This is a genomic window from Streptococcus caballi DSM 19004 (assembly GCF_000379985.1).
In the GTDB taxonomy this organism is placed as follows: domain Bacteria; phylum Bacillota; class Bacilli; order Lactobacillales; family Streptococcaceae; genus Streptococcus; species Streptococcus caballi.
On sequence record NZ_KB904063.1, the window covers coordinates 36593 to 56363 of the forward strand.

Annotated in this window: 21 protein-coding genes; 10 read left to right on the plus strand and 11 right to left on the minus strand. The window is 36.7% G+C overall.

What is annotated here, in order from left to right:
* Positions 1–25: 25 nt before the first annotated feature.
* The 5 genes from A3GS_RS0101395 (at position 26) to rpsD (ending at position 5014) form a co-directional block, all read left to right on the plus strand.
* Positions 26–1999, plus strand: a complete 1974-nt coding sequence (locus tag A3GS_RS0101395; RefSeq protein ID WP_018363637.1) for a DHH family phosphoesterase — start codon at positions 26–28, stop codon at positions 1997–1999.
* Positions 1999–2451, plus strand: a complete 453-nt coding sequence (rplI, locus tag A3GS_RS0101400) for a 50S ribosomal protein L9 (RefSeq protein ID WP_018363638.1) — start codon at positions 1999–2001, stop codon at positions 2449–2451. The genes A3GS_RS0101395 and rplI overlap by 1 nt, the downstream gene beginning before the upstream one ends.
* 38 nt (positions 2452–2489) lie before the next feature.
* Positions 2490–3851 carry a replicative DNA helicase gene (gene dnaB / locus A3GS_RS0101405; RefSeq protein WP_018363639.1) on the plus strand — a complete coding sequence of 454 codons (1362 nt, stop codon included), beginning with the start codon at positions 2490–2492 and terminating at the stop codon, positions 3849–3851.
* Positions 3852–3861: 10 nt separating this feature from the next.
* Entirely contained in the window at positions 3862–4134 is a 273-nt protein-coding gene (locus tag A3GS_RS0101410) for a Veg family protein (RefSeq protein ID WP_018363640.1), read from the plus strand.
* A 268-nt stretch (positions 4135–4402) separates the two neighbouring features.
* The gene (gene rpsD, locus A3GS_RS0101415) at positions 4403–5014 is read left to right on the plus strand and encodes a 30S ribosomal protein S4 (RefSeq protein WP_018363641.1); all 612 of its coding nucleotides are present in this window, start codon (positions 4403–4405) and stop codon (positions 5012–5014) included.
* Positions 5015–5071: 57 nt separating this feature from the next.
* Here the strand turns inward: rpsD and A3GS_RS0101420 are convergent, their stop codons facing one another.
* On the minus strand, positions 5072–5608 hold the full coding sequence (locus tag A3GS_RS0101420) for a TetR/AcrR family transcriptional regulator (RefSeq protein ID WP_018363642.1): 537 nt from the start codon (positions 5606–5608) through the stop codon (positions 5072–5074).
* Positions 5609–5737: 129 nt separating this feature from the next.
* Here A3GS_RS0101420 and A3GS_RS0101425 point away from each other — a divergent pair, with 129 nt between their 5' ends.
* From A3GS_RS0101425 to A3GS_RS0101435, 3 genes are all read left to right on the plus strand, one after another.
* Positions 5738–8212, plus strand: a complete 2475-nt coding sequence (locus A3GS_RS0101425) for a YhgE/Pip domain-containing protein (protein WP_018363643.1) — start codon at positions 5738–5740, stop codon at positions 8210–8212.
* 120 nt (positions 8213–8332) lie between these two features.
* On the plus strand, positions 8333–8773 hold the full coding sequence (locus A3GS_RS0101430; protein WP_018363644.1) for a MarR family winged helix-turn-helix transcriptional regulator: 441 nt from the start codon (positions 8333–8335) through the stop codon (positions 8771–8773).
* Positions 8773–9129 (plus strand): DUF1304 domain-containing protein, encoded by a 357-nt coding sequence (locus A3GS_RS0101435; RefSeq protein WP_018363645.1) that lies wholly within the window; start codon positions 8773–8775, stop codon positions 9127–9129. Before A3GS_RS0101430 ends, A3GS_RS0101435 begins: the two co-directional genes overlap by 1 nt.
* Before the next feature lie 44 nt (positions 9130–9173).
* Here the strand turns inward: A3GS_RS0101435 and A3GS_RS11965 are convergent, their stop codons facing one another.
* Genes A3GS_RS11965 through A3GS_RS0101460 form a run of 5 tightly spaced genes read right to left on the minus strand, consistent with a single transcriptional unit; the run spans position 9174 to position 12833 of the window.
* Entirely contained in the window at positions 9174–10244 is a 1071-nt protein-coding gene (locus A3GS_RS11965; RefSeq protein WP_018363646.1) for a DUF4097 family beta strand repeat-containing protein, read from the minus strand.
* 9 nt (positions 10245–10253) lie between these two features.
* Positions 10254–11156 carry a DUF4097 family beta strand repeat-containing protein gene (locus A3GS_RS0101445; protein ID WP_018363647.1) on the minus strand — a complete coding sequence of 301 codons (903 nt, stop codon included), beginning with the start codon at positions 11154–11156 and terminating at the stop codon, positions 10254–10256.
* On the minus strand, positions 11153–11737 hold the full coding sequence (locus A3GS_RS0101450; protein ID WP_018363648.1) for a DUF1700 domain-containing protein: 585 nt from the start codon (positions 11735–11737) through the stop codon (positions 11153–11155). The genes A3GS_RS0101445 and A3GS_RS0101450 overlap by 4 nt, the downstream gene beginning before the upstream one ends.
* Positions 11724–12050 carry a PadR family transcriptional regulator gene (locus A3GS_RS0101455; RefSeq protein ID WP_018363649.1) on the minus strand — a complete coding sequence of 109 codons (327 nt, stop codon included), beginning with the start codon at positions 12048–12050 and terminating at the stop codon, positions 11724–11726. The genes A3GS_RS0101450 and A3GS_RS0101455 overlap by 14 nt, the downstream gene beginning before the upstream one ends.
* Before the next feature lie 21 nt (positions 12051–12071).
* Positions 12072–12833, minus strand: a complete 762-nt coding sequence (locus tag A3GS_RS0101460; protein WP_018363650.1) for a CPBP family intramembrane glutamic endopeptidase — start codon at positions 12831–12833, stop codon at positions 12072–12074.
* Positions 12834–13000: 167 nt separating this feature from the next.
* Between A3GS_RS0101460 and A3GS_RS0101465 the strand changes: the two genes are divergently transcribed.
* On the plus strand, positions 13001–13612 hold the full coding sequence (locus A3GS_RS0101465; RefSeq protein ID WP_018363651.1) for an NUDIX hydrolase: 612 nt from the start codon (positions 13001–13003) through the stop codon (positions 13610–13612).
* A gap of 340 nt (positions 13613–13952) precedes the next feature.
* A complete protein-coding gene (locus tag A3GS_RS11290; protein WP_018363652.1) occupies positions 13953–14366 on the plus strand; it encodes a helix-turn-helix transcriptional regulator in 414 nt (137 codons plus the stop codon).
* 31 nt (positions 14367–14397) lie between these two features.
* Here the strand turns inward: A3GS_RS11290 and A3GS_RS0101475 are convergent, their stop codons facing one another.
* The 5 genes from A3GS_RS0101475 to A3GS_RS0101495 form a co-directional block, all read right to left on the minus strand.
* Complete coding sequence (locus A3GS_RS0101475; protein ID WP_026216224.1) at positions 14398–15540, minus strand: MFS transporter; 1143 nt, start codon at positions 15538–15540, stop codon at positions 14398–14400.
* 56 nt (positions 15541–15596) lie between these two features.
* Entirely contained in the window at positions 15597–16985 is a 1389-nt protein-coding gene (locus tag A3GS_RS0101480; protein WP_018363654.1) for a hypothetical protein, read from the minus strand.
* A 152-nt stretch (positions 16986–17137) separates the two neighbouring features.
* The gene (rpmG, locus tag A3GS_RS0101485; RefSeq protein WP_001265622.1) at positions 17138–17287 is read right to left on the minus strand and encodes a 50S ribosomal protein L33; all 150 of its coding nucleotides are present in this window, start codon (positions 17285–17287) and stop codon (positions 17138–17140) included.
* Between the two features lie 15 nt (positions 17288–17302).
* Positions 17303–17485: a 50S ribosomal protein L32 gene (gene rpmF / locus A3GS_RS0101490; protein WP_018363655.1), complete on the minus strand. Its 183-nt coding sequence runs from the start codon at positions 17483–17485 to the stop codon at positions 17303–17305.
* Positions 17486–17619: 134 nt separating this feature from the next.
* On the minus strand, positions 17620–19641 hold the full coding sequence (locus A3GS_RS0101495) for a 4-alpha-glucanotransferase (protein ID WP_018363656.1): 2022 nt from the start codon (positions 19639–19641) through the stop codon (positions 17620–17622).
* Positions 19642–19771: the final 130 nt, after the last annotated feature.

Here is a 19771-nt window from a genome sequence, read left to right on the forward strand (position 1 = left end):
ATAATCATAGACTAAGAGGTTAATAATGAAAAGATTTCGTTTTGCAACAATCCATCTTGTGCTGATAGGATTAATCTTATTTGGGCTTCTTGCCATTTGTGTTAGGATTTTTCGGTCAGAAGCCGCTCTTTTACTGGCTATATTTTTGTCATTAGCTTTCATGGTTTTACTCCTTTATTATCAAAAGGACACCTATGAATTGTCTGAATTGGAGCAAATTGAGCTTTTGAATGGTAAGACAGAAGTTAGCTTAAAAAGTTTGCTTGAAAAAATGCCTGTTGGTGTCATCCAATTTGACTTGTCTAGCAATGAAGTTATTTGGTTCAATCCTTACGCAGAATTGATTTTTTCAAGAGAGGATGCAAGTTTTAATGACACTCTTGTTAAAGAAATCATCCAAAATAAGCGTGATGGTGCAGCTAGCCAATCATTTGAAATAGATAACAATAAATATTCATCCTATTTGGATTTAGATTCTGGTATTTTTTATTTCTTTGATAGCTCTATGGGCAACCGACAATTAGAAGATGCTGCTTTATTGAGGCCAGTTATTGGTATTATCTCAATTGATAACTATGACGATATTACAGATAACTTATCTGATGCTGAAGTCTCTCAGATTAATAGTTTTGTGGCTAATTTTATTTCAGATTTTACAAAAGAAAATAATATTTTTTATCGTCGAGTCAACATGGATCGCTTTTATTTCTTTACAGATTACTATGTTTTAAAACGATTAATTGAGGCTAAATTCGATGTTTTGGATGCCTTTCGCAAACAAGCTCAAGAGCATCAGCTTCCTTTGACACTAAGTATGGGAATTTCTTTTGGTGACGATAATCATCATAAGATTGGTCAAGTTGCTTTACAAAACTTGAACATTGCTCTCGTGCGTGGTGGAGACCAAATTGTCATTAAGGAAAATGAAGATTACAAGCAGCCCCTTTACTTTGGTGGTGGCACGGTATCAACGATTAAACGGTCCAGAACGCGTACTAGAGCCATGATGACAGCGATTTCTGATCGCATAAAGAGTGCAGATAATATTTTTGTTGTAGGACACAAGAAACTTGATATGGATGCCCTCGGCTCTACAGTTGGTATGCAATTTTTTGCAGCTAATCTGATTGTTGACAGCTATGCAGTTTATAATCCAGAGGAATTAAACCCTGATATCAGACGTGCTATTCAGCGCTTGCAAGATGATGGCCAGACTAAGCTGATAACGGTTGAGCAAGCTCAAAAATTAGTCACACCACGTTCAGTCTTGATTATGGTTGATCATTCAAAGACATCCTTGACACTTTCTAAAGAACTTTACAGCATGTTTACAGATGTCATTGTCGTTGATCATCATCGCCGTGATGAGGATTTCCCCAAAAATTCAGTTTTGACTTTTATAGAAAGCGGTGCTAGCAGTGCAAGCGAGCTAGTAACAGAACTGGTTCAATTTCAAAATGCTAAAAGTCAGTTAAGTAAGATTCAAGCTAGTATTTTGATGGCTGGGATCATGCTTGATACCAAAAATTTTTCAACACGGGTGACAAGTCGAACTTTCGATGTTGCTAGTTATTTGAGAACTTTGGGTAGTGATAGTGTTGAAATTCAAAATATTTCAGCAACAGATTTTGATGAATATCGTTTGATTAATGAACTTATTTTACGGGGACGTAAACTTCGTGACAATATTATTGTTGCTACAGGGGCAGATAACGCAGTTTATACGAATGTTATTTCTAGTAAGGCTGCTGATACTATATTATCTATGGCCGGGATTGAAGCAAGTTTTGTTATTACAAGAGTAGCTCCAAATAAAGTATCTGTTTCAGCTAGGAGCCGCAGTAAAATTAATGTTCAACGGATTATGGAAGAAATGGGTGGCGGCGGTCACTTTAATTTGGCTGCTTGTCAATTGGTTGATTTATCTGTAAAGCAAGTTCAAGACTTATTAATCAAAACTGTTGAAAAAGATTTATTAGAAAGTAAGGAGACAGAATAATGAAAGTTATTTTTCTAGCAGATGTCAAAGGTAAAGGAAAAAAAGGCGAAATTAAAGAAGTTCCAACGGGCTACGCTCAAAATTTCCTTTTGAAGAAAAATTTAGCTAAAGAAGCTACTAACCAAGCTATCAGCGAGTTGAGGGGAAAACAAAAATCTCAAGAAAAAGCACAAGCAGAGATCTTAGCAGAAGCACAATCTGTGAAGGCAGAGCTTGATAAGGAAACGACACGTGTTCAATTTACAGAAAAAATAGGACCAGACGGTCGTACATTTGGTTCAATTACAGCTAAAAAAATTGCAGAAGAACTGCAAAAACAGTTCGGTTTGAAAGTTGACAAACGTCATATCGTTTTAGACCACCCAATTCGTGCCATTGGCCTTGTAGAAGTTCCAGTAAAACTGCACAAAGAAGTTACAGCAGAGATTAAACTGTCTATTAGAGAAGCCTAAACTAGGCAACAAATTTTCTAGAATAGGAGGTCGTTCATTTGGCAGAAGTACCAGAATTAAGAGTTCAGCCACAAGATTTGTTGGCTGAACAATCTGTTTTGGGTTCCGTTTTTATTTCACCTGATAAATTGATTACTGTCAGAGAATTTATTGGGCCGGATGATTTTTATAAGTATGCCCATAAAGTTATCTTTAAAGCTATGATTACTTTAAGTGACCGTAATGATGCGATTGATGCGACTACTGTCAGAACGATTCTGGATGACCAAGGAGACCTGCAAAACATAGGTGGCTTATCCTATATTGTTGAGCTGGTTAATAGTGTACCAACCAGTGCAAATGCTGAGTACTATGCGAAAATTGTTGCTGAAAAAGCTATGTTGCGTGATATCATTTCACGCTTGACAGAGACTGTCAATCTAGCCTATGAAGGGACAACAGATTCTGAGGAGATTATTGCAGGAGCGGAAAAGGCTCTTGTAGATATCAATGAACATAGTAATCGCAGTGGATTCCGAAAAATTTCAGATGTCTTAAAGATAAATTATGAGAATCTAGAAATTCGTTCTCAACAAACATCAGACGTTACTGGATTGCCAACAGGTTTTCGTGATCTTGATAAAATTACGACAGGTTTACATCCTGATCAACTAATCATTTTAGCAGCACGTCCTGCCGTCGGAAAAACTGCTTTTGTTCTCAATATCGCCCAGAACGTTGGAACCAAGCAAAATAAGGCTGTTGCAATTTTTTCTTTGGAAATGGGGGCAGAGAGTCTTGTTGACCGAATGTTAGCAGCAGAGGGAATGGTTGATTCCCACAATCTGAGAACAGGGCAATTGACAGACCAAGAATGGAACAATGTTACTATTGCTCAGGGTGCTCTGGCAGATGCACCGATTTATATTGATGACACGCCAGGTATTAAAATTACTGAAATTCGTGCTCGCTCCAGAAAATTATCTCAGGAAGTTGAAGGAGGTTTGGGCTTAATCGTTATTGACTACTTGCAGTTGATTACAGGAACTCGTCCCGAAAATCGTCAACAAGAAGTTTCAGATATTTCCCGCCAGCTAAAAATTTTGGCCAAGGAATTGAAGGTACCAGTTATCGCTTTGAGTCAGCTTTCACGTGGCGTTGAGCAACGTCAGGATAAAAGACCTGTCCTATCTGATATTCGTGAATCAGGTTCTATTGAGCAGGACGCGGATATTGTTGCTTTCCTTTATCGAGATGATTATTATCGTAAGGAAGGGCAGGAAGCTGAGGATGCTGTTGAGGATAACACCATTGAAGTTATTCTTGAAAAAAACCGTTCAGGAGCTCGTGGTACGGTTAAATTAATGTTTCAAAAAGAATATAATAAATTTTCTAGTATAGCTCAATTTGAAGAAAGATAAGGAGATAAAAATGAGTGATGCATTTACAGATGTAGCTAAAATGAAAAAAATCAAGGAAGATATTAAAGCTCATGAAGGTCAATTAGTGGAGCTGACTCTTGAAAATGGTCGTAAGCGTGAAAAGAATAAAGTTGGTCGTCTGACAGAAGTCTATCCATCTTTATTTATTGTTGAGTACAATGAGAGCTCCGATGTGCCTGGGGCAATCAATAATTCTTACGTAGAATCGTACACCTACTCAGATATTTTAACAGAAAAGACTTTGATTCACTATTTTGATTAAAAGAGACCATAAGGTCTTTTTTTTCATTAAATTGACAGTATTGTAAAGAGGGTAAAACACTATGATTTTTAACAAAGTATTTTACAAATTGTCAGACCTATGCTATAATACTCTTTGTGTGAAATAGCAGCGGAAAAATATAGAGCTCGTCAACAGATACCTTGAAAGACAAGTAACCTTGGCTGTTTAGGCGAAGGGCATCTGCACGAACTAGGATTTTTCAAGTGACTATTTCCTCAATATTATATTTTTATAGGAGGACATGATAATGTCACGTTATACAGGACCATCATGGAAACAATCACGTCGCCTTGGTTTGTCACTTACAGGCTCAGGTAAAGAATTGGCACGTCGTAACTACGTACCAGGACAACACGGACCAAATAACCGTTCAAAACTTTCAGAATACGGTTTGCAATTGGCTGAAAAACAAAAACTTCGTTTCTCATACGGCGTTGGTGAAAAACAATTCCGTAACTTATTCGTTCAAGCTTCAAAAGTTAAAGGTGGAACACTTGGTTTCAACTTTATGACTCTCCTTGAGCGTCGTCTTGACAACGTTGTTTACCGTTTGGGTCTTGCAACTACTCGTCGTCAAGCTCGTCAATTCGTAAACCACGGTCACATCCTTGTCGACGGGAAACGTGTTGATATCCCATCATACCGTGTTGAAGTTGGCCAAGTGATTTCAGTTCGTGAAAAATCAGCTAAAGTTCCAGCTATCCTTGAAGCTGTTGAAGCTGTTGTTGGACGTCCAGCATTCGTATCGTTTGATGCTGAAAAGCTTGAAGGTTCACTGACTCGCCTTCCAGAACGTGATGAAATTAATCCAGAAATCAACGAAGCACTTGTCGTTGAATACTACAACAAACAACTTTAATTTTAAAATCGTTTATAAAGAAAAGTCATCTGTTTATTCAGATGGCTTTTTTGCTTGTTATTTAGGTAAAATTTTTAGAACAAAATTTGTCATTTCTTGTGGAGATTCTTTCTTACCTCTAGCAATCCAGGTCTGACAGAGTCCAAAAAAAGCGTAGGCCAAGTAGATGCTACTATAATCTTTTTCAAACTCCTTGAAATCTTCTCGGCCAAACTTATCCTGCAAGTCAGTATTGATAAGAATACGAACTTTATTGACAATGAAAGCCTGAATTTCTCGTGTTCCGTTAGATGAGATAAGAGCAGACAGGAGCTGTTCTCTTTTTAAAAATTCAAAAATCTCTAGGAAGGCCTTTTCCTTGTTATTTTCATGCTTATCAAAAATATATTCCAGCTTATTAAAGAGGGTCTGTTGATAAGAATCAATCATCTCATATTTATCTTTGAAATGTGTGTAAAAGCCAGAACGGCTAATTCCAGCCACCTTAGCCAGTTTGATAGTTGTTATATCATCGAAACTTTCTGTTTTTAACAAGGTGACCATGGCATTCTGAATGGCCATTTTTGTATTTTCCTTTCGCTTATCTTTAGTCATACAGTCTCCTTTTGAACATTTTTGGACAATATGTCTAAAAACGTCTTCTTATGTCTTGAAATTCAAATTTATCCTTGTATAATATATTTTATCATAAATTTTGAACAGTGTGTCCAATTAGGAGAAAATATGTTAGATGAATTAAAGGCTCTTATTAAGAGTCCAAAGTTATGGGTGACCATGATCGGTGTTTCTTTGATTCCTGCGCTTTATAACCTATCATTTTTAGGTTCAATGTGGGATCCTTATGGCAATGTTGACAACCTACCAGTTGCGGTTGTCAATCAGGATAAAAAGGCTAAGTTGAATGATAAGACACTATCAATCGGCCATGATATGGTTGACAGTATGTCTAAAAATAAGGCTTTAGACTATCATTTTGTCTCTAGTCAAAAGGCTAAGCAAGGTCTCAAGGATGGTGATTATTATATGATTATCACTCTTCCAAAAGATTTGTCCAAGAAAGCTACAACGCTTTTAACAGATAATCCAGAGAAGTTAGATATTAAATACCAAACGACAGCTGGTCGTAGCGTGGTTGCTTCAAAGATGAGTGATTCTGCTATGACCAAGCTTAAGGAGACCGTAGCTAAGAATATTACTCAGACTTATACTAAGGCTGTTTTCAAAAGCATGAGGACACTTCAGTCTGGGATGAAAAAAGCCTGTTCTGGTGGGCAAGAACTTGTCAATGGTGCGCAAAGGTTGGAGAATGGTAGTCAAACTATCACTTCTAATCTTGGCACACTATCCTCATCAAGTCAGACTTTAGCAGATGGTGTTGGAACGCTTAATAATGGTTTGATAACTTATACAGATGGAGTTGGTCAATTGTCCACGGGTTTGGGCACTTTGTCTAATGGGTTAAATACTTATACTGGTGGTGTTAAAACTCTTTCAGAAGGCAGTCAAAAATTAGCCAGTCAGTCTAATCAGCTCGTCAATGGTGTTGCTCAATTAAAAGAGAGCACAGGCCAGGTTCAAAAATTAGCAGATGGTGCCAATCAATTGAGTACAGGTTTAGAAAAATTAGCATCGGCAACCAATTTATCTGACGAACAGAAAAATCAAGTTAGTCAATTAACGACCGGCCTACCGCAATTAAATGACGCTATTAATCAATTGAATACTACAGTTTCAAATCTCTCCTTGTCTTCAACAAATATTGATACAAGTGGAATTGCAAATTATTTAAGCGATATGGCAAATCAAGCGCAAGCTATTTTAACGGCCAGTCAGACTGATAGAACTAATCAACTAGAGGCTGTTAAAGCAACATCTGCTTATCAAAGTCTATCTGCTGATCAGCAGTCGCAAATTAGTGCTGCTTTGACTGGTGCCCCCTCTTCCGTTATCTCTTCTGCTCAAGCCATTTTACAAGATATCCAAGGAATGCAAGCTAGTTTAACAAGTTTACAATCTAGCCTTCAGTCTAGTGCTATTCAAGAAAAATTAAGTCAGTTGCAATTAGGTGTTAGTCAGTTAGCAGGTCAAGCCAACGTTGCTCTACCAGGAGCTGTAGAAGCATTGAACACTTTATCAGGTGGTATTGATCAAGTAAATAGTCAATTAAATAAAAAAGTAGTACCTGCAAGTCAACAAGTTGCTAGTGGTGTGTCACTTCTGAACAGTCAGTTAGCAACAGGCTCAACAAGCTTGTTGACTGGTGTGACTGCCTACACTAATGCCGTTTTTGAAATTAACAATGGTGCGGCCAAACTTGCTGCCAACAATGACCAATTAACAAATGGTGCCTCAAGTGCTAAGTCAGGTGCAGATAAACTTGTTGCCAACTCAGGTCAATTGACGAGTGGTACGGCTAAACTAGCAGATGGGGCGAATCAGATTGCTTCAGGCTCAAGTAAGCTGGCTGATGGCAGCAATACCCTGACAAGTGGATTGACAAGTTTGTCAACAGGTGCTGCTCAATTAACAAGTTCATTGAGCAAGGCTGGAAATCAACTGTCTCTTGTTTCTGTTAAAAACCAAAATGCTAAATTGGTTTCAAGTCCTGTAGCAGCTAAACATAAAGATACAGATAGTGTCAAGACCAACGGTATTGGTATGGCACCTTATATGATTGCGGTATCGCTTATGGTTGTTGCCCTGTCAACCAATGTTATTTTTGCTAGCTCCTTGTCTGGTCGTCCTGCAAAAGATCGCTTTGAATGGGCAAGACGTAAACTACTTATCAATGGTGTTATTTCGACAGCGGGTTCAATCGTTCTGTATGGTGCTATCCAGCTTCTTGGATTCGAAGCTAACCATGGCTGGGAGACGCTCTTCTTTATCATCTTGAGTGGCTGGACCTTGATGGCTTTGGTAACAGCACTAGTTGGTTGGGATGACCGCTATGGTTCCTTCCTTTCTCTCCTAATGCTCTTGATCCAAGTTGGTTCAGCTGGAGGATCTTACCCAATTGAGCTTAGTCCGCGTTTCTTCCAGGTGGTACACCCGTATTTGCCAATGTCCTATATTGTCTCAGGACTCCGCCAAACCATTTCCATGACTGGTTCTATTGGAAAAGAAGTTGGTTTGCTAATAGGATTCTTAGTGGCTTTCATGGTTCTAGCAATCTTGATTTACCGACCTAAAAAAGATTGATTAGATAAACTGAGGAGAATTGATTTCTTCTCAGTTTATTTTCTGAGCAAATCATTTGCATTTTTAGTTTAGAAATTCTATACTTGACTAATCAATTATTGATTTATCAAGGATGATTAGATGTCTGATTTAAGTAGATTGCTTTATAAGTTAAAGTTAACAGATCAAAAAATAAGCCAGCTTTTTGAAGGACAGCTAGGAATTAGTTTAACAAGGTATGAGATTTTACATCGCTTGTTGGAATTGGCTCCCTGTCGTCAAGTTGCTTTACAGGAAGTTTTACAGATTGATCAAGCTGCTATTACAAGGCATTTGCGTGTTTTAGAGGAGGGTGGCTATATTTCGCGTCAGCGTAATGAAAACAATCAACGTGAAATGATGGTTAATTTGACAAATAAGGCTAGGGAAGAACTGGTGACAAAACCACCTCAGCAGCATCTTTCTGCTAAAGAGCAGATGGTCTCGGTCCTTTCGCCTACTGAGCAGAATCAGTTAGATAAATTACTTGATAAGTTAGTATTGGGGTTAGAGCATATTACATTTGAGAAAGAGGAGTTATAATGTCACTTATTACGATTATTTTGGCAACTTTAGTTGCGCTGGAACATTTTTACATTATGTATTTGGAAACTTTTGCGACCCAGTCGGATGCTACAGGTCGTGTCTTTAACATGTCCAAGGAAGAATTATCACGTCCGTCAGTAACCAACTTGTTTAAAAATCAAGGTATTTACAATGGGTTGATTGCAGTATTCCTTTTGTATAGTTTATTTGTTTCTCACAGTACCGAGCTTGTGACAATCTTCCTTATCAATGTTGTTGCAGTGGCAGCTTATGGAGCCCTTACCGCAGACAAGAAGATTATCCTAAAGCAAGGTGGTCTAGCTATTTTGGCCTTGCTCAGCCTTTTATTTTAAAAAGTTAAAAAGCCTAGAAATATTGAATTTCTAAGCTTTTTGATTTAATCAACGGTAATAGTACCATTTTTGTTTTCGACAAGCAGGTAGGCTTTGATTGGGAAGGCGGTATTGGTGTTTTCATTGACATGAACAAAGCCATTTTTATTACGTACTTGAACACGAGTGTGAGGGAGGAGATCTTGGTGAAGATTTACTTTAATGGTTCCATTTTTATTTTCGATTTTGATTTGGTCTTGTAAGCGACTGTCTTGAATTTTGATAATGCCATTTTTATTTTCAATGTCAGCCTTATTCACTTCTCCGCCTGTGAAGCGAATATTACCATTTTTATTTTTTATGATGAAGTTAGTTAGCTGACTATCTGTTTGAGAAATGATACCATTTTTTACTTCGATAGCTCCTTGAGAAATTTGACAGTTGTTAAGTCTGATAGCGCCATTCTTATTGTCTAGATCAGCTTGATCAGTTTCAATTTTATTAAGTTTAATGATACCATTCAGAGAAGATAAGTTTACATGATTGACTTTTAAGTCAATCAATTTTATGTTGCCATTGTTTTGTCTTCCCTTAATGTTGATGATCTGCTGAGTTTGGGGGAGAATTACAGTGATGGTTTCTTTGAGTGATTCTAGAAAATGGAGTGAGAAGAGCTTGAAAAGGCTTTTCTCATTTTTTACTTGTTGATTTTCGGATATTTGTAAAGTACTGTCAACGACTTGATAGCCGATTGGCGAAAAATCGCCGCTTTCTTGATAATAGGTCAATGTTATACGTGAAACATTACCTGTTTTGATTTCAATCGGACGATTGAGTAAAGAAAAATCAAGAATGCTAACATCATCAAATTCTTTTTTGACAAGCGTTGAAGGCAGATTCCAGTTTGTCCAGTCAGCTTCGTTGTCCTTATCTTCAGCCGGTGGAAGGTTCATAGCAGTTAGTAATTCTTTAGCAAGTTTTTGTGGTTCTCCCAGTTCTTCAATGATTACGTCTTCATTTTCTGAACCAGCTTCGTCAAAATATTCTTCAAAGTGCTCTATGATGTCATCGTAATCATTTTGTGGAAGATGATTGAGTTGCTTGCTTAGCTGTTCTAAAAAGTCTTCTTTTGTCATGTGAGTCTCCTATTGAACTGATACATCGCCTAAGTTATTTTTAAGTGTCAACTTGTTGGTACTGCTTGGTTTGAGTTGATTAGTGATGTCAACATCTTCTGATGAGTGATTACTTAGAACAGTTAAATTTTTACTTGCTAGTGTGATGCTAATGTCACCTGACGAAGTCGTAATTTGGTTATTTTCCTTAAAGGCTAGATCATTTGCTGTGAAATCGCCCATAGAGAGTTTAAAGGAGCTATTCTGACTGGTTCCAGTATCATAGTCTAAATCCCCGGCACTGACAGAAGTGATCAAACCAGTGAGATTGCTATTGTTAAATTGTGCATCACCTGCTGTGATGGTAATTTTTCCAGATGTTAAGGCGCTATCTTGTGTGTCAAGGTCACCTGTACTTAGTTTAATATCAGTTTTTTTGCTCCTTATGTTGCGTAATGATAAATCTCCAGCACGAAGGGTTGTTTTAAGAGCTCTTAGGTTAGTTCCTTTTGGAACAGAGATAACCATAGTTTTATCATCTGTGACAACTCCTGTTTGAATAACATTGATAAGATCCTTCAGTGTGAAAAAGTGAATGCCATTTTTAGGAGAAGTGAGAGGTGAATTTTCCCGAACAATCAGCTTGCCATTTTCAACTTTATAATCTATTTTTAGTTTTTTATGAGTAGCATAGGAGATGAACGGTTTTTTGATATTGGCCTCTCCAATGACAACATTGTAGACACTGCTGTCAATGTCAATTTGGTCAAATGAGTCTAATTCTTTTTTTACAAAGTGCTCCTTGCTTTTCTGAGCTTGACTTGACGCTAGTTGCTCTAAACCTCCAGTTTTGTAACCTATTGTTGTTAGTACAGCTCCTGTTAGACAAGAAGCTACCCCAATTGTCAAAATTGCTTTTTTCCAAGTTTTCATGATTTTCTCCCTTTATTTACTGCCCAGCGTGTCAAGGATACAATGCCGTTACCACAAGCCCTTGTACTCTCAATACTAGCTAAGATGGCCAAAATAGCTAAACCGAAAGCAAGTAGCCCCATACCTGTAACAAAAGTTGCTACTGAGGATGATATGGCAAAATAGCTAATACTGTCAACAAAGACAGAGACGCTAGAGAGTAAAAGAGCGACTCCCATAGCTAACAAAGATAGAATAAGTGCAAAGCTAAGTAAGACAACTGTAAATAATAAGGCTAAAAATAGAATGGCTAATGGAAAGGCAATGGGAGAAGCAAAGACGGCTAAAATAGCAATCCAGATCCAAGTCGCTTGAGTTCTAGGAGTTGCCTCTTGATCAATAGTTTTTTCGTTTAATAACCTAGTGATCAATTCCCGAGCAGCTTCTTTAGGGGTACCCAATTCGGCAATAACCTGTGCTTCGTTTTCAGGCCCAGCTTCGTCAAAGTATTCTGTGAAGTAGTCCATGGCTTCTTCGTAGTCTGCTTGGGGTAGTTTTTTCAAATGCCGCTCTAGCTGCACCAAATATTCAGTCCTTGTCATGTCTTAATCTCCCTTCAATAATCCCATCTAAAGTATCCTTGTAGCTCTGCCATTCCCCTTTCAGAAAAATGAGCTGTGCTCTTCCTTCGTCAGTAATGGCGTAGTACTTACGCTTGCGTCCCTGATGCTCTTGAGTGTAGGTGGTCATAAAGCCAGCTTTCTCCAATTTTTTGAGAATAGGATAGAGTGTTGATTCCTTGATGTTAGCGATTAGCTTGACAGTTTGGCTAATCTCGTAACCGTAAGAATCCTGCCTCTCCACAATGGCTAAAATCAAAAATTCAATAACCATTGATGATGTTGGAAAATACATGATATTTCCTTTCTTGTTAGATTATGATTGATAACTTTCTTTTAGTTGATTCTTAAAGCTTAAAAATAGTCCCAGTGATACGATTAAGAAGATTAATCCACTTATAAAGAATGTTAGTGTTGTTGTTTCTAGCCCTGCTAATTCAAACAGTTTTCGTGTCATGTGCAGACCACCATGAACTGCTACAGCAGCCCAAGTTGTTTTGAAAAAGTATTTCAAAAAACCAGCTAACAAGGCAAAACTAAAGGCAACAAATACAATTACTAATCCATTAATAATTCCGCTTGTGAATAAATGTGTAACATGCATCAAGGCAAAGAGGCCGGTTGTGAGAACTAGAGAAGTAATTTGTGAATATTTTGTCTGTAAAGTTTGCAGCATATAGCCACGATAGACCATCTCTTCAGGAAATCCTTGGACAACGAAGGATGAAAGGAAGGCAAACCAAAGATTTGATGGGGTGAAGGCACTTGGACCGCGAAATCTGTGATGGAAGAAAAATATAGCTATCATTAAACTAAAACTAACAATTATCGCAGTAAGAACTAAAGCGAAGAGAAAGCCTTTGAGAGCTTTTTTATTAACATTTAGTTGAAGCACCTTCCAAGATTGTTTGTCCACCACTCTAACCCAAAACCAGGTATAAAGCAGATAGGCGGGTAAGAAAAGTAATCTTAACAGTGTATCAGATAGTGGCAGCAAACTAATCAGTAATGTCGGAATAACATAAGTCACAGTAACTAAGAGCGATTTGATTAAAGGTGATAATGTCTTAGTGTTCATACCCTTATCTCCTATATATAATTATTTTATATATAAAATATAAACCCATCTTAAGATAAAGTCAAGTAAAAATATATATAAATTTTATATATTTGAAAAAGTTACCAAATCAGCTATTCTAATGAAAATGTGCTATGATAATTTCAGAAAAAGTTTCGAGGAGAACCATGCAAGATTTTAAAGAGATTTTTAGTCACTATCAGCCTAAACCTCTAGGAGAGAAACAATGTTATGCGGTTTTTCTGCCTTTGGTGTGGAATAGCAGAGCAGGTAGCTGGGAGGTTCTTTATCAGGTTCGCAGCGAGAGCATTTCCCAGCCGGGGGAGGTCTCTTTTCCGGGCGGAGCTGTTGAAAAGGGAGAAACGCTGAAGGAAGCAGCTGTTCGTGAAACTATGGAAGAACTTAAACTTTCTTCACAAGAGATTGAGGTTTGGGGTGAAATGGATTATCTTGTCAGTAATCGTCGCACGATTCATTGCTTTGTAGGTCAATTATTGGTAGATGATTGGCGGCAAATTCAACCTAATGAAGAGGTTGCACACCTGTTTACTATTCCATTAAAAACATTGAAAAATCATCCGCCCACTTATTATCAGTTAGAAACTGAAGTTCAGGAGACAGATGATTTTCCTTTTGATCGTATCCGAAACGGCAGCAATTATAAATTCAGTCATTATGATCGAAGAATTCCCTTCTATGATGTCACAGAGGAGACTCTCTGGGGAATGACTGCTCAGTTTACACACAGGTTTACAGATATATTAAACGGAAAGCAGTGATAATATAACGCAGTTTTTTCTCGTTGCTCTAGCGTTGCGTGTCATTTAGGCTTTACTTTTTTATAATGACAGTATCAGAAAAGATATGCAACAATTTATAAAAAGAAACTGGGACTATGTTATCTATGTTTTGCTGTTTGGCTTAGGTGGGGTAGTGATTTCACTTTTCTTGAGACTGCTGATTAGGATAGTAAAGTCTTATCCTTGTCTTAGCCGAGGGCCGATCGATGTTGGTCTTTTGATAATGATTATCTTTAATCGAACGAGTGCTGCTATTTATCTTATATTGATTGCTGGTCTATTAGCTGATATATCTGTTAAATGACAAAGAAAGGGAAGTATGGATATTTCGATTCTTATTAAGGAAGCTCGTCTGAGAAAAGGGGTAACTCAGCAGGATTTGGCTGATAAAATCTACGTTACTAGACAGACCATTTCGAAATGGGAACTAGGAAAAAGTCAACTTGATTATTTATCTTTAGAATTATTGAGTAGAGAATTAGATATAGAATTGATAAGTAAGGAAAAACTTAGGAGCAGCCACTGGTTAATTTTCATTACGTTAGTCGGACTTTTATTTCCTTTAGCTTTACCGCTGAGATACTTTGTTTTTAGATTAAATCGTTTGGGAAATAAGCGTTTTGTATTATTGTTTAAATGTATAATGGTTTTGCTTGTTGGCCTCTATCTAAAGACATTAAATGATAATGTGTATGGTGTATTTCTAGTGCTTGTAGGGGTCAGTACACTTTGATTCAAAGGTTTTTTTAATAAAGAGCAGAGTGCTATTTTTCTTTTTTAAAAGCCCCTGCTAATGAATAGAGTAACCAAGATAAGGCAATCATGCTAGCAGCAAAAACAGAAATACCTGAGAATCCTGTAAAAGTTACAAAGAGGACTCCTCCGACAATGCCGGCAATCGTTTCACCTAAGTACATCGCCGCATTTGATAATGAGGAAATGGTACTCCGTGCATTTTCAACAGTTCCTTGCAGAGTTGTCATGAATAGTGGGAAAATAAATCCGTTATTGATATAGATTATTGTCAATAGAATTTCAGCCATCCAAAAATCAGCAGCAAACGGCAAAATCAAATAAAGCACAATAAGTGCAATGAGTTCAGTCGTAAATGTTTTTTGTAAGCCAAATCTCTTAACAATCTGACTGCCAAAAAGGGAACCAAATAAATTACCTGCTCCAATAGCAATAATAGCTGTACTAATAGTTGTCAAACTCATATGGAAATCATGCGTAAACCATGTTGAAATAAAGGTAATCGCTGTAAATGAACCTGTTTGGAAAACAAAATAAGCTATAAGATAGCTAACAGATTTTCTGTTGGTTAAGATATTTCTATAAGCTTCGGTAAATGAAATTCTATTAGATTGATTAATTTCAAGTTTGGGCAGGTAAACATGGATTAAAATGAGTAATATAAGAGAAGCTGCTGCGATAGTATAGAATGGAGTCTGCCAAGAGGAACTTGCAAGATAACCGCCAATTGGGACACCAGCCATCTGAGAAACTGATAAACCTGCAGTGGCATAGCCCATGACTTGAACAATATGACTCTTATCCACTACTATAGGAATAGACGCCCAAACTTGAGGGGTTACAAATGAAGCGCTGATACCTGCAAATAGACGGAAAAGAAGCATGAATGGAAAACTAGTCGCAAATCCACAGAGGAATGTTGAGATGGAAAATGCAGCTAATCCGTAAGTCATCACTTTCTTCCTATCTCTCCCATCAGAAATTGGACCTGAGATAAGAGCAAAAACAGCATAACCGATAGCATAAGCGCTTACCATCCAACCTGAAATAGAAGAATCTATTCCGTACAATTTGGTTAAGGTTGGCAGCAGAGGGGACACTAAAAATGTATCTTCATGTAATGCAAAAAGGAAAACATAAAATTGAAATAGCAATGAAAGAGTTGTCTGATACTATTACATGATAATTGTGAGATGAATATTTTTTGATATTATTTTCTTTTTCTAAATAGTACAATAAAAACTAAGATAAGTATAACTATAAGTACAGTTAAACTTATCCATATAATTTTCAGACTATCAGTAAAAATATCAACAATTTGAAGTATAGATACAGAACCTATCATAAAAAGGATGACTTCCATAATTCTATTTCTAAAAAAATCATTATACTGATTTCGCTCTTTGAGTAAATTGAATTCTTCTTGTTTGATTTTTTCCATATACTCATTATGTTTAAAATAAGAAGTAGTTTGTAAGTGATTAAATAAGTCAGTAATAGCAAAATGGTTAAGTCTATAAATATAAAGAAATGATCTTTTAAAGTTGTGTGTCCATTCGTTGAATTTTATTAATTGCTTATTATTTGAAAGTTGAAATTTTTCAATGCCATCCATAATTGTTTCGTCTAGAGTAATTAATTGAAATAAAGGAGTAGCTGATGCTAAAAAGAAACTAGCTTGACTAAGAAAATTTGATTCGAATTTACTTGTGCTTTCAGTATTCCAGATTATATAATTCGCCCCTTTATTTATGTATCTTATGGTATCAAAATCATAAAAATTAGTGGTATAGTATTTTGATCTAGTCGAAGAAGATAGGGATTTTAAACTATAAGGGGCATTAATCATCCAAGTATGTAGCTTATCAGTTTTAAAAAATTCCAATTTATTCATTTCATCCATATTCATTATAAAGTGTAAAAAGAAGAAACGTTCACTTAAGTGTATACCACCATTTATGGAAGACAATTCCTTTTTTATATATCTTAGCATATCATCAATTTGTTGATTGGGGTTAGTAGAATATGTTGTCGACTTTTGATTAAAATCTGGAAAAATCTTCGTTTTCATCTTAGTATATGGGTGAAAAAAGTCTGGAAGATAGAAAGATGATCTTAAATCTTCGAATAATTCAATAACAATTGAACCATTTTGGAAGATAGTGAGAGTTATAAAGAAAAAGTATAATTCTTCATTCTCATCCACTTCTATTAAAGGAGTGAAAATAAATTTAATAAACTGATTTGATTCAGAATTTTGTAGATAATTTTGCTTATTTTTTTCTAGTTTTGAAAAATACAAATCCAAATAATAATTTGTTTTTTCTATTACTTTATTTTCTAAATGTAGTAACTCATCTGGAAGTTTCCATAATTCATGTTTTTTTTCATAAAGTTCATTATCTTTTGTACCGATTAATATCGCTATGGTTGCAGGATGATTTTCAAACTTTTGAGTTATAATTTTTATTAATTTGTTGTTATCTATTTTATATAAGTCTGTACTTAACATGTAAAAAGAAGTGATTTTTATTTCTTCAATTTTCTTAGAAATCTCAGGAATTTTTTCATTCCAATTAATTTTGGTAGGTTTCGCCATCTCGTACTTCCTTTCATTACATGTATTAATTATATCAAAAATATAATCTACGATATTAGAAAATATTAATCAGTTAAAATTCAGTTATTTTGCTAAAATCAAAAGAAAAAAGCCTTTGAAACGTTGATTTCATAGGCTTTTCTTTATCTCAATTATTTAACTTCAGTAAACACAACGTGTTTACGCAATTTTGGTGAGTATTTTTTCAATTGAAGACGATCTGGAGTGTTACGTTTGTTTTTTGAAGTAAGGTACAAGCGTTCACCAGATTCTTTGTGTTCAAGTGTAATATTTACGCGCATGGTATCTCCCTTCTATTATTCGGCTGAAGTAGCTTTAGCGATTTTACGTCCTTTGTAGTATCCTTTAAGCGATACACGGTGAGAACGTGAGTAATCTCCAGTAGTTTCGTCAAATTTAACTGATGGAGCAGTCAATTTGTAGTGTGTACGACGTTTGTTTTTCTTCGCTTTTGAAGTGTGACGTGCAGGTACTGCCATTTTTTATTTTCCTTTCGAATGTAAGTTTTGGCTTTCGCCAACTCTAGTATGATAACATATCTTTTTTGTAAAGTAAAGTTACTTGACAAAAAAGTTCAAAAAAGCAATTCACTCATGGAGAACTGCTTTTTATCTTAGATAACTTGGTCTTGTGAACGGCGCGTATTTTTGATAAGATCAGTAATTTGTCCAATTAGCTCTGTTTTTTCTAAAAGCTCTTCCAATGGAAGGTGAATGCGGTAATTCCAGTTATTGAGTGGGTTGCTTGGATCGTTAATACGTTCGCTGTCAATGTCATCAACTGTTGTTTCGCTAGCCAGTGCAAAGAAGTCCTGCAGAGGGATAATGACTAGCATAGCTTTTGAGTCAAAGTGCCTGCGGATAATTTCATGAATGACTTCTTTATTGACTGGGTGAGGCGCAGGGCCATGCCAATGTAAAACGTTATTATAGTAAGTTTGGCTGGCTTCGTAGTCTTCTTCCCACCATTGTCGCAATGTAGCAGTATCGTGGGTTGAAGAGGTTGCAACGCAGAGATAGTCTAGATTGTCAAGATCTTGAACGAATTGGCTTGGGTCGCTTGGCATACGCTCAACAATAAGACTGAGAATAGAAAGTTGATCCATGACTTCTGGAACAGTTGCTGGTACCATACCCAAATCTTCACCACAGGCTAACATATCAGTGGATGCAATCAAGGCAGGTAATTTTTTAAGTGCTTTTTCTTTCCAAAAGTGATTGTTACGGTTGTAGTAGTAGTCATCATGCATCCAACGTAACGTTTGTTGGACATCATAGCCAAACTCAGCAAAAGAAATGGTGTCCATGAGTTCGATACGTGGGTGGTAAAGGTTTGGATTAGCATGGTCTTTGACGAAGATCACATTCTCAGTCAGTTGGTAAAGTCCTTGACGAATGTCTTCATCAACATCGAGTTCCAGCAGAACACGTTGATCACGATATTCTGGTTTGATTTCATAATTTTCAAAACCAATGTAATTAAGATAACTTTGGATAACTATGTCACGGTTGTCGCGTCCGAAGATGCGATCGATAACCCAGTCTTTAATGAACGGTTGAGTGAAACGAACATCTCCACCCCAAGAACGGTAAGGAATACCGAAATATTCAATTTCCTCAATGGTAAACCCTTTAGCTGGTGCAAAATGACCTAACAGACCGCGAACCGATGTTTCAGGAATTTCCCAGATACGAAAGAACCCAAGTATATGATCCAAACGGAAGGCATCAAAGTAGGTTGCCATAGTTTTCAAACGATCTTTCCACCATTGAAAATCATTTGCTTCAATGGCAGACCAATTATAGGTTGGAAGTTCCCAATTTTGTCCAGTTGTAGAAAAGGCATCTGGTGGAGCTCCAGCCTGCATGTCCAGATTGAAGAGGTCAGGATTTTCCCAAGCATCAACAGAATAACGTCCAACACCGATGGCAATGTCACCTTTCAGGGCAATTCCTAACGAATGGCAGTAGTCACTAGCTTCTAAAAGTTGCTGGTGAAGCAGAAATTGGAGATAAAATTGGAAATCAATGAAATCTTTGGCCTTGCTATCTTGGCATAGTTCCTCAAAGACCCCTTGTGAATAACGTTTATAACCTTTCCACTCGTCAAATTTGTAAGTGTTAAATTTATCCATTAAGTAATTGAAAACAGCATAAGCTTCTAACCAGCTTCGCCTTTGGCTAACGAAGGCTTGAAAATCTTTGTCTACCCACAAGGCTTTTTTGACGTTATCAAAGGCTAGTCGAGCAAATTTTAATTTTCCAGTGATAACATCCTCATAGTTCAAGTCTTCCAGAGTATTTAAACGTTGTTTTTCTTTTTGATAATCTTGCTGATCCTTTTTACTCATGAGATGGAGCAGAGGTTCCAAGTCTAAGTAAATTGGGTGAAGGGCAAAGACTGAGATAGCTGTGTAGGGGGAGGAGTCCTTCCAAGTTTTGGTGGAGGTTGTGTCGTTTACAGGTAAGAGTTGAATCAAATCTATGCCAGACTGTTGACAAAAGTCTGCTAGTTGCTTGATGTCGCTAAACTGCCCAATTCCAAAGTCATTTTCACTCTTGAGTGAAAAAACAGGAATGGCTGTTCCAACATGATAAGGCTTGTGCCCATAAGGTTTTAATGAAAAATCTGTCATCCTAAATACTCCTTTACGAAAGCGCTTTCCTTGTTTCAATTATAACCTTTCAGATTGCTAAAAGCAACAGAGGATAGGAAAATGATAAAAATAAAGGCTGACCATTTATAAGAGTCTATTTTTGTGATAA